The following is a 10,756-nucleotide window of genomic DNA, read 5'->3' as shown; positions in this document are numbered from 1 at the left end:
GATTTATCCGCACATTCTAGATTTGAGTCAATGTTGTATTCCTCTGGATATGATGATAGGCATGTGCTTGAGTACAAAAACCTATTGCTTCGTGTACGTTCGGAGGAGTTATATCGGGTTATGGAGGGTTTTCCTCGAATTACACCACTCTCATTTCATGAAGGAGTCCCCGCGGGGGTCGGCTCGATCAATTATAGTTTGAACTTGGAAGGCGCTAGTCGATGGTGTGTCGCTAAAACCCCTGAGAAAGGTGAATTGTTGCTGCGGGACTTTTTAAAGTGATCTCTGTAGTCTTTTAATTATTTTATATATTTGTTATTTATCCTCATTTACTGAAGTAACGATTTTTTATTACCGGTCGCCGCGCTATAAATCTTTCTATATCGAATATAGACCATGTTTCTATATTTATGCTTCTGTTCGTAGCTATCGCATCCAGTCGGTCAAAAAGTGATGCGTCAATATAGCAATTGCACATAATGCCATAACCATCCGCGCTATACTGTTCTAAAATATCTGTTATCGCGCCAAGCTTTGATGTTCCTATTGATTTTTCAGGATCGCTTAGTTTGCATTGAAAAATGTATTTTTGAGACTTTTCTCCTGGCTTAGCTTTTGTATATACACTGATGTCTCTTCCTCCGTCGCGCGAGCGTGATTTTCCGTATTTTCTAATCGTTGATCTATCAAATTTTGAATTGTGATAAATGATGTCATAACATATTTGCTCAAAAATTTCGTCGTTAATTTCGTGCCAAGGTAAGTTCAATTTCGATGGTGTGGTTATGTTGTCTTCGAAAGAAGAGAATAGTTGTCTAGCCGCATTTATATAACGTTCTGACTCGTTGCGCTGAAGCTCCTTAGTGTCGAAGATAATTATAAATGCAGATTTGATTTTTAATGCGAAAAAATCTGAAAACTCAGAAATATATGGCTCGAATGTGCTGTGGTTTTGTGTTTTTTCGTATGAGCGAGCATTTTCATAAAAGTTAAATGAATGATGGTAGAGGTCGCTTGTTTCATTTGATTGGAATTTTTGCCGGTATTCGTTTTTAGGGGTGTTGAGTTCTTCTATGCAAGCTAGAGCTTGCGCTATTTTTTTCATTGGTATTGATAAAGTAATACCTTCTGATATGGCAATTGTTTGATTGTTGATCGTCAATAGATTTGAATTTAATAGCGAAAAGTCGCCATCGTATCCAAGTCGTTTAAATGCGTGAGCAGGATTTATTTGGGCGGGTATTATCCAGGCATCTGTTGATAGCAGCACTTTCTCTGTTTCATTGTTGTATGCTGCTGACGCCCAAAATCCAAAGGTTCTTTCCGGAAAAAAGTATAGCTGATCCCTGAATACATCAAAGTCTAGCTCGTAGTAGGCGCCGTTTATTAAGTTTGCTAGATAGTCGTCAATTATCTCAGGATAGAACAGTGTAGTATCCGTGATGGTTTCTTCGTACTGATAAATGTCATGCCTAACTTCATCAAATATTGTTTCGCTAGCATCGCTAATAGGGTATTGGAATATCCAGACCAATTTTAATAAAAGCTCGCTAAGCTTAATTGGGTCATGGTTGTTAATGGTTAAGTAGTAAACTGGATGGTGTTTCGCGCTCCAATTTTTTTCTATGTTAAGAATTTCAAAGTTTGATGCCAAACTCTCAATGGCAAAAGAAGCATCTAAATAGTCGCTTATAATGTCTATGTATGAGTTTGATACATTTACCGATGAAAGAGGGATTTGTATTTTGATTGTTTTTTGATCCTTTAGTAAGGAAAAAAAATCAGCTGCAGAAAGTTCTGGGATATCTTCGGATTGAAGATCGATTGTGATTAACTCACCCATTTTTTGATCCGTTTTTTTTGTTTTAACTTCCGTGCTCTAAACATGGTTCCATAAAAAAGGCTACCAATGGTAGCCTTTCAACAGTTTTTAGAGTCAATCCCAGCTCAACGCACCACCAGTCTGATACTCAATAACCCGAGTCTCAAAGAAATTCTTCTCTTTCTTCAAGTCCATAATTTCGCTCATCCAAGGGAACGGGTTGGTAGTCCCTGGATACTCTTCCTTCAAGCCAATCTGGCTCAGGCGACGGTTAGCGATGAACTTCAGATAGTCTTCCATCATCGCCGCGTTCATGCCCAACACGCCGCGAGGCATGGTGTCGCGCGCGTATTCGATCTCCAGCTGAGTACCCTGCAGAATCATCTGCGAGGCTTCTTCTTTCATTTCGGCATCCCACAGGTGTGGGTTTTCGATTTTGATCTGGTTGATCACGTCGATGCCGAAGTTCAGGTGCATGGATTCGTCGCGCAGGATGTATTGGAACTGCTCGGCGACGCCGGTCATTTTATTGCGGCGGCCCATGGAGAGGATTTGGGTGAAGCCGCAGTAGAAGAAGATGCCTTCCAGAACGCAGTAGTAGGCGATCAGGTTGCGCAGCAGTTCTTTGTCGGTTTCGACGGTGCCGGTTTCGAACTTCGGATCGGAGATCGAGCGGGTGTATTTGAGGCCCCAGGTGGCTTTTTTCGCGACCGATGGGATCTCGTGGTACATGTTGAAGATCTCGCCTTCATCCATGGCCAGCGATTCGATGCAGTACTGGTAGGCGTGGGTGTGGATCGCCTCTTCGAACGCCTGGCGCAGGATGTACTGACGGCATTCCGGGTTGGTGATCAGGCGGTACACGGCCAGGACCAGGTTGTTGGCAACCAGGGAGTCGGCGGTGGAGAAGAAGCCGAGGTTGCGCATTACGATGCGGCGCTCGTCGTCGGTCAGGCCTTCCGGGTTTTTCCAGAGGGCGATGTCGGCGGTCATGTTGACTTCTTGCGGCATCCAGTGGTTTGCGCAGCCGTCCAGGTATTTCTGCCAGGCCCAGTCGTACTTGAATGGCACGAGTTGGTTGAGGTCGGCGCGGCAGTTGATCATGCGCTTTTCGTCAACGGCGACACGGGCGGAGGCGCCTTCGAGTTCAGCGAGGCCTTCGGCGATGTCGAGGGTGTCGAGGGAAGCTTTGGCGCGGGCAACGGCAGCGGAGTCAGTGGCGGTTACGGCACGGGCTTCCAGGGCGGCGGCACCGCCGGCGCTGTCGAGACGGTCCATGGTGGGTTCGGCGGCTTGGCCAGCGTTGGCGCTCTTGGCCGCTACTTCCGTGTCTTCTTTGTCGAATTCGTCCCAGCTCAGCATGACGTGTCGTCTCCTGCGTGAGGGCCAGTTGCCCGTGTGAAATGGATGGTCTGTTTTTCACACGGCCGTACTGGCCGCGTTGGATAGCGTTCTTTGCAGCGGCACGCGCAGGCAAATAAACATAATTTTGTACGGGTTCCGAGAGCCTCTGAGGGGCGCTGAAATCGGTGAGGACTTCGGCGTGGGCTTCAGATTGGCGTTCGTCCCTGTAAGGGAATATTGCAGGCCCGTTTAAGGCGGCATTATAGGGAAATTTTTCCGGCCGTGGTGGGGCGAATCCACGCATGGAGCGGCCGAGAGGGGAGGTTTTTCGGCCAGAGCGAGGGTTTATGGGCCTTTGGCGGGAGAAGAATTTTTTTCGGAAAAATCGCTTGACTCAGGTTTTGCTTAAAAAATGAGCAGAAAACGCGGTTTTTTACTACATGTTGTGTTTTTGGTTGGCTTTTGACCGCTCCAGACACTACTGGGTTCGACTGAAAATGGGTGAATTCGACCCCTCTCGAAGGCTGCGTGGGACCTTGTAGCAGCTGGCGAAGCCTGCGTCCGGCTGCGAAGCAGTCGCAAGGTCGGCAAATGCGGTTCTCAGGTAGACCGCGTGCACAGGTTTTGCGACTGCTGCGCAGTCGGACGCAGGCTTCGCCAGCTGCTACATAAAAGCGGGTTTGGTGTTAGGGCAGAGTGCAGTTAGATCAGCCGCCGGAGCAGCCGTTACCCATGACGCTATATCGCAGAATATGGCGCTGGCCCTTGGAGTCGTCATATTCCATTTTGGCCGGGACTACTTCGCAGACGTTCGGAACTTCGCTCATGGAGATAACTTTGGCGATGTCCAGGTTCATTGAGTAAGTGTATTCCTCGATGGCCGGTTGTTGCTGCGCGACATCAGTCTGGACCTCGTCTGCCATGGCGGTTGCGCACAGGCTTGAGAGGGCCAGAACCAATAAAGCTTTCATTCGATTTTTACCTTTTTGAGGGCGAAAGGGGTCACGCAACCTTTTTGGGGTTGCGTGTGTAACTGCACTACTTGGATTTGGGTTAACTGCCTTCGTGGGGGCTGTAACGTGTTAACTCTGGTGCCGGGTTGGCGGGGTGAATTTTAGGGATGGGGGTGGGATTCATATAGGTGGGGTTTTGATAAACACCTTTGATGGATTTTGTAACAATCCCGGGAGATGGGTTTGTTCGTCTGTAAGAGCGAGCTTGCTCGCGATGGAGGTTCAGGCACCGCGGGTGGTCAGGGAGCCAGCGTTATCGTTGGCGACCATCGCGAGCAGGCTCGCTCCCACAGGGGCAGTGTGTAGCTAGTTTGGGGGAGGGTTGGGGGTAAATCTGGACGAATTGTGTGGGCTTGTTACTACCATCGTCGAATGGTTCTATAGGCCCCGCCCGGATAAAACGGGTGCCATACAAAAACAACTATTCCACCGAGGTAAGAAAGATGAGTGCGGCTTCTCTGTATCCCGTTCGTCCCGAGGTTCTGGCCAATACGCTGACTGACGAGGCGACCTACAAGGCCATGTACCAGCAGTCGGTCGTCAACCCGGACGGTTTCTGGCGCGAGCAAGCCAAGCGTCTCGACTGGATCAAGCCTTTCACCACGGTCAAGCAAACCTCTTTCGACGATCACCATGTCGATATCAAGTGGTTCGCTGATGGCACCCTGAACGTTTCCTACAACTGCCTGGACCGTCATCTGGCCGAGCGTGGCGATCAGGTCGCCATCATCTGGGAAGGCGATGATCCTTCCGAAAGCCGCAACATCACCTACCGCGAACTGCACGAACAAGTCTGCAAGTTCGCCAACGCCCTGCGTGGCCAGGACGTGCACCGCGGCGACGTGGTGACTATCTATATGCCGATGATCCCCGAAGCTGTGGTCGCCATGCTGGCCTGTACCCGGATCGGTGCGATTCACTCGGTAGTGTTCGGTGGCTTCTCGCCGGAAGCCCTGGCTGGTCGCATCATCGACTGCCGCTCGAAAGTGGTGATCACCGCCGACGAAGGCATCCGTGCCGGCAAGAAGATTTCGCTCAAGGCCAACGTCGACGACGCCCTGACCAACCCGGAAACCAGCAGCATCCAGAAGGTCATCGTGTGCAAGCGCACCGGTGGTGACATCAAGTGGAACCAGCATCGCGACATCTGGTTCGAAGACCTGATGAAAGTGGCCGGCACCGTTTGCGCGCCGAAAGAAATGGGCGCTGAAGAAGCGCTGTTCATCCTCTACACCTCCGGCTCCACCGGCAAGCCGAAGGGCGTGCAGCACACCACCGGCGGCTATCTGTTGTACGCGGCCATGACCCATGAGCGCGTGTTCGACTACCGTCCCGGCGAAATCTACTGGTGCACCGCCGACGTGGGCTGGGTCACCGGCCACAGCTACATCGTCTACGGCCCGCTGGCCAATGGCGCGACCACGCTGCTGTTCGAAGGTGTGCCGAACTATCCGGACATCACCCGGGTGGCGAAGATCGTCGACAAGCACAAGGTCAACATCCTCTACACCGCACCGACCGCGATCCGCGCCATGATGGCCGCCGGCACCGCCGCAGTCGAAGGCGCCGATGGCAGCAGCCTGCGTCTGCTGGGTTCGGTGGGCGAGCCGATCAACCCGGAAGCCTGGGACTGGTACTACAAGAACGTCGGCAAGTCCCGTTGCCCGATCGTCGATACCTGGTGGCAGACCGAAACCGGAGGCAACATGATGAGCCCGCTGCCGGGCGCCCATGCGATGAAGCCGGGTTCTGCGGCGCGTCCGTTCTTTGGTGTGGTGCCAGCGTTAGTGGACAACCTGGGCAATATCATCGAAGGCGAGGCCGAGGGCAACCTGGTGATTCTCGATTCGTGGCCGGGTCAGGCGCGTACGCTGTTCGGCGACCATGACCGTTTCGTCGATACCTACTTCAAGACTTTCCGTGGCATGTACTTCACCGGTGACGGTGCCCGTCGTGATGCCGATGGTTACTACTGGATCACCGGGCGTGTGGACGACGTGCTGAACGTGTCCGGCCACCGCATGGGCACGGCCGAGATTGAGTCGGCGATGGTCGCTCACCCGAAAGTCGCCGAGGCGGCAGTGGTGGGTGTGCCGCATGACATCAAGGGGCAGGGGATTTATGTCTATGTCACTTTGATTGAAGGTGAAGAGACGAGCGAGCAGTTGCGCCTGGAGCTGAAGAACTGGGTGCGCAAGGAGATCGGGCCGATTGCTTCGCCGGATGTGATCCAGTGGGCGCCGGGGCTGCCGAAGACTCGTTCGGGCAAGATCATGCGCCGGATTCTGCGCAAGATTGCGACGGCGGAGTATGAGGGGTTGGGGGATATCTCGACCTTGGCGGATCCGGGTGTGGTGCAGCATTTGATTGATACGCACCGGACTATGAATGTTGCTTAAGTAGGGTTTGGTGTTATTGAAGCCCCGCCTGGCTTGGTGCCTGGTGGGGCTTTTTTGTGGCTGATGGTTTTGTGGTGGTTGGGCGGGCCTCTTCGCGGGCAAGCCTCGCTCCTACAGAGGGGCGGTGGGTGGGGGATCGGGGTGGTGCTTGGGGGTTGTGGTGGCTGGGAGGGCCTCTTCGCGAGCAAGCCCGCTCCCACAGGGGATTTGTGGGGTGTTCGGGATTTTCTGTGCGCCACAAATCCAATGTGGGAGCGGGCTTGCTCGCGAAGGCGTCGGCACAGGCACCACATAACCAACAGCCAATAATTATCGGGAGCCTTGTGGGACGTTTCCTACTGTTACCCACGATTTTTCGTTTTATTGAATGTGTAACCGCTCCACACCCACCCGGGGCATTGGGAAACGCGGTGCTCTGAACGAAGGCCTCAAAACCCTTCCAAAAAAATAACACCCAACGCCAAGCTTGCCGGATTAGAAGGGTTTGCCAATAATAGGCCCGCTATTTGCTACATAGATCGGTTTACCCTCTTTTGCCTTTGCATGATTTTGCAGGGCTGTCAACGCGCTCAAACGGCTTTCTCGGTGCTTCTGTAACTAGTTGTCGCATTGAAGAAATATCGGCCTCGGGCCTGTCGTTAGAATGCCGATCACTCGCTCGTCGTTGTCTGTGTTTAAAAAATGCACAGGCTTCCCAGGACGGAGCAACCAATTTCCGGTTCCACTCATTCGCATATTGGGCTCTCGCTCACTCTGCCGATTCAGCCCTTTACCGATGGAGTCCCAAGATGAAGAAACTCGTGCTGCTTGGCGCCCTGGCACTGTCCGTGCTGTCGCTGCCAACCTTCGCTGATGAAAAACCTCTGAAAATCGGTATCGAAGCGGCTTACCCTCCATTCGCCTCCAAGGCACCGGACGGCAGCATCGTCGGTTTCGACTACGACATCGGCAACGCCCTGTGCGAAGAGATGAAGGTCAAGTGCGTGTGGGTCGAGCAAGAGTTCGACGGCCTGATCCCTGCACTGAAAGTGCGCAAGATCGACGCGATCCTGTCGTCCATGTCGATCACTGAAGATCGCAAGAAGTCCGTGGACTTCACCAACAAGTACTACAACACCCCGGCCCGCCTGGTCATGAAAGCAGGCACTCAGGTCAGCGAAGGCCTGACCGAGCTCAAGGGCAAGAACATCGGCGTGCAGCGTGGTTCGATCCACGAGCGTTTCGCCCGCGAAGTCCTGGCTCCACTGGGCGCCGAGATCAAGCCATACGGTTCGCAGAACGAAATCTACCTCGACGTGGCCGCCGGCCGCCTCGACGGCACCGTGGCAGACGCTACGCTGCTGGAAGACGGCTTCCTGAAAACCGACGCCGGCAAAGGCTTCGCGTTCGTGGGTCCGGCCTTCACTGACGTCAAATACTTCGGCGACGGCGTAGGCATCGCCGTGCGCAAGGGCGACAAGTCCGATCTGGACAAGCTCAACGCTGCCATCGCGGCCATCCGCGAAAACGGCAAGTACAAGCAAATCCAGGACAAGTACTTCGCCTTCGATATCTACGGCAAGTAACACGCTCCGGCGACAAGTCCGAAATGGCGCAAGCAGCAGGATCACTGAGGTTTGCGCCATTTTTTCATCCCAACTTTCGAGGACCTGAATCATGTTGAAAGGCTACGGGGCTGTCATCCTCGATGGCGTTTGGCTGACGCTTCAGCTCGCCTTGTCGTCCATGGCGTTGGCTATCGTGCTGGGCCTGATCGGCGTGGCACTGCGTCTGTCGCCGGTTCGCTGGCTGGCCTGGCTGGGCGACCTGTATTCCACCGTGATTCGCGGTATTCCCGACCTGGTGCTGATCCTGCTGATTTTCTACGGCGGTCAGGACCTGCTCAACCGTGTCGCGCCGATGCTCGGCTACGACGACTACATCGACCTGAATCCGCTGGCTGCCGGTATCGGCACCCTGGGTTTCATCTTCGGTGCGTACCTGTCGGAAACCTTCCGTGGTGCATTCATGGCGATCCCCAAGGGACAGGCCGAAGCGGGCATGGCCTACGGCATGAGCAGCTTTCAGGTGTTCTTCCGGGTGCTGGTGCCGCAGATGATTCGCCTGGCGATCCCTGGCTTCACCAACAACTGGCTGGTACTGACCAAGGCCACCGCGCTGATTTCGGTGGTGGGTCTGCAAGACATGATGTTCAAGGCCAAGCAGGCGGCCGACGCCACCCGCGAGCCTTTCACCTTCTTCCTCGCAGTGGCGGCGCTGTACCTGGTGATCACCAGTGTTTCGTTGCTGGCATTGCGTCAACTCGAGAAGCGCTACTCGGTAGGCGTAAGGGCGGCTGAGCTATGATCTTCGACTACAACGTCATCTGGGAGGCACTGCCGCTGTACTTCAGCGGGTTGCTGACCACCCTCAAATTGCTCGCGCTGTCGCTGTTCTTCGGCCTGCTGTGTGCGTTGCCGCTGGGCTTGATGCGCGTCTCGAAAAACGCCGTGGTCAACATGACGGCGTGGGTCTACACCTACGTGATTCGCGGCACGCCGATGCTGGTGCAGCTGTTTTTGATCTACTACGGTCTGGCGCAATTTCAGGCAGTGCGCGAAAGCTACCTCTGGCCGTGGCTGTCCAGCGCGACCTTCTGTGCGTGTCTGGCCTTTGCGATCAACACCAGCGCCTATACCGCCGAAATCATCGCCGGCAGCCTGCGCGCCACGCCGAACGGCGAGATCGAAGCGGCCAAGGCCATGGGCATGTCGCGCTTCAAGATGTACAAGCGCATCCTGCTGCCGTCGGCCCTGCGCCGGGCGCTGCCGCAGTACAGCAACGAAGTGATCATGATGCTGCAGACCACCAGTCTTGCGTCCATCGTGACCCTGATCGACATCACCGGTGCCGCGCGCACGGTCAACGCCCAGTTCTACCTGCCGTTCGAGGCGTACATCACCGCCGGCGTGTTCTACCTGTGCCTGACCTTCATTCTGGTGAAGCTGTTCAAACTGGCCGAGCGCCGCTGGCTGGGCTACCTGGCCCCGCGGAAGCACTGATATGGAACGCATCGATCACGCGTTGCCGTGGAGCCACTTGGGTAGCGAGCGCCATATCTCGGTGTTCCGCTTTGGCAACGGCGAGCGCAAGGCCTACATCCAGGCCAGCCTGCACGCCGATGAACTGCCGGGCATGCGCACCGCCTGGGCGCTGAAGAAACGCCTGGCCGAACTCGAAGCCCAGGGCCTGCTCAACGGTGTGATTGAACTGGTGCCGGTGGCCAATCCACTGGGGCTGGGTCAATTGCTGCAGGGCAATCACCAAGGTCGTTTCGAAGCGGGCAGCGGCAAGAACTTCAACCGTGATTTCGTCGAACTGAGCGCCCCGGTGGCCGCGCAGCTCGACGGGCATCTGGGTGACGATCCGCACGCCAACATCCGCTTGATCCGCCAGACCATGAGCGAGCATCTGGCTGCGTTGCCACCGGCCAGCAGCCAGTTGCAAGGCATGCAGCGCGTGCTGCTCAGCCACGCTTGCACCGCCGATGTGGTGCTGGACCTGCATTGCGATGCTGAAGCGGCGCTGCACATGTATGCGCTGCCGCAGCACTGGCCGCAGTGGCGTTCGCTGGCCGCGCACCTGGACGTGAAAGTGGGGTTGCTGGCGGAAGACTCCGGCGGCAGCTCCTTCGACGAAGCCTGCTCGCTGCCTTGGCTGCGCCTGTCGCGCCTGTTCCCGGATGCGCAGATTCCGCTGGCGTGTCTGGCGACCACCCTTGAGTTGGGTGGTCAGGCCGATACGGGGCGTGAAGCCACCGAAGCCTATGCCGAAGGCATCCTGGCGTTCCTGGCCGAGCAAGGCCTGATCAGCGGCGAATGGCCAAAACCTGCGCAAGAAGCTTGCGAAGGCATGCCGTTCGAAGGCACCGAATTGCTGTTCGCGCCGCACCCTGGCGTGATCAGTTACCTGCGTCAGCCGGGCGAGTGGATCGAAGCCGGCGACGAGATTTTCGAAGTGATCGATCCGTTATCGGATCGGGTCAGCACGGTGTGTGCTGGTACGTCCGGGGTGCTGTTTGCCATTGAACGGCTGCGTTACGCCCAACCCGGTTTCTGGCTGGCCAAGGTGGCGGGGCGCGAAGCGCTGCGTCACGGGCGCTTGCTCAACGACTGACTGACTGCTTTTTGTGAGAACCG

The 10,756-nt window shown here is 55.0% G+C and carries 9 protein-coding genes; 6 read left to right on the top strand and 3 right to left on the bottom strand.

The window, feature by feature from the left end; genetic code table 11:
• The coding region (locus K9857_RS30590; RefSeq protein ID WP_411961586.1) for a PD-(D/E)XK motif protein at positions 1-282 on the top strand (282 nt) is incomplete at its 5' end.
• Between the two features lie 43 nt (positions 283-325).
• Here K9857_RS30590 and K9857_RS19640 read toward each other — a convergent pair.
• The 3 genes from K9857_RS19640 to K9857_RS19630 form a co-directional block, all read right to left on the bottom strand.
• Positions 326-1,843, bottom strand: a complete 1,518-nt coding sequence (locus tag K9857_RS19640; RefSeq protein WP_224538446.1) for a hypothetical protein — start codon at positions 1,841-1,843, stop codon at positions 326-328.
• 93 nt (positions 1,844-1,936) lie between these two features.
• Positions 1,937-3,184 carry a ribonucleotide-diphosphate reductase subunit beta gene (locus tag K9857_RS19635; RefSeq protein ID WP_224538444.1) on the bottom strand — a complete coding sequence of 416 codons (1,248 nt, stop codon included), beginning with the start codon at positions 3,182-3,184 and terminating at the stop codon, positions 1,937-1,939.
• 689 nt (positions 3,185-3,873) lie between these two features.
• Positions 3,874-4,137, bottom strand: coding sequence for a DUF2790 domain-containing protein (locus K9857_RS19630; RefSeq protein ID WP_224538442.1), 264 nt, complete (start codon positions 4,135-4,137; stop codon positions 3,874-3,876).
• A gap of 485 nt (positions 4,138-4,622) precedes the next feature.
• Here K9857_RS19630 and acs point away from each other — a divergent pair, with 485 nt between their 5' ends.
• The 5 genes from acs (at position 4,623) to K9857_RS19605 (ending at position 10,733) form a co-directional block, all read left to right on the top strand.
• The gene (gene acs, locus K9857_RS19625) at positions 4,623-6,578 is read left to right on the top strand and encodes an acetate--CoA ligase (protein WP_224538440.1); all 1,956 of its coding nucleotides are present in this window, start codon (positions 4,623-4,625) and stop codon (positions 6,576-6,578) included.
• Positions 6,579-7,366: 788 nt separating this feature from the next.
• A complete protein-coding gene (locus K9857_RS19620; protein WP_224538438.1) occupies positions 7,367-8,143 on the top strand; it encodes an ABC transporter substrate-binding protein in 777 nt (258 codons plus the stop codon).
• Positions 8,144-8,234: 91 nt separating this feature from the next.
• Positions 8,235-8,924 (top strand): ABC transporter permease, encoded by a 690-nt coding sequence (locus K9857_RS19615; RefSeq protein ID WP_224538437.1) that lies wholly within the window; start codon positions 8,235-8,237, stop codon positions 8,922-8,924.
• Positions 8,921-9,619 (top strand): ABC transporter permease, encoded by a 699-nt coding sequence (locus tag K9857_RS19610; protein ID WP_224538435.1) that lies wholly within the window; start codon positions 8,921-8,923, stop codon positions 9,617-9,619. Before K9857_RS19615 ends, K9857_RS19610 begins: the two co-directional genes overlap by 4 nt.
• A 1-nt stretch (position 9,620) precedes the next feature.
• Positions 9,621-10,733, top strand: coding sequence for a M14 family metallopeptidase (locus K9857_RS19605; protein ID WP_224538433.1), 1,113 nt, complete (start codon positions 9,621-9,623; stop codon positions 10,731-10,733).
• The last annotated feature ends 23 nt before the right edge of the window (positions 10,734-10,756 follow it).

Source organism: Pseudomonas sp. REP124 (genome assembly GCF_020164475.1).
In the GTDB taxonomy this organism is placed as follows: domain Bacteria; phylum Pseudomonadota; class Gammaproteobacteria; order Pseudomonadales; family Pseudomonadaceae; genus Aquipseudomonas.
This window is presented reverse-complemented; position numbering and strand designations above follow the sequence as displayed.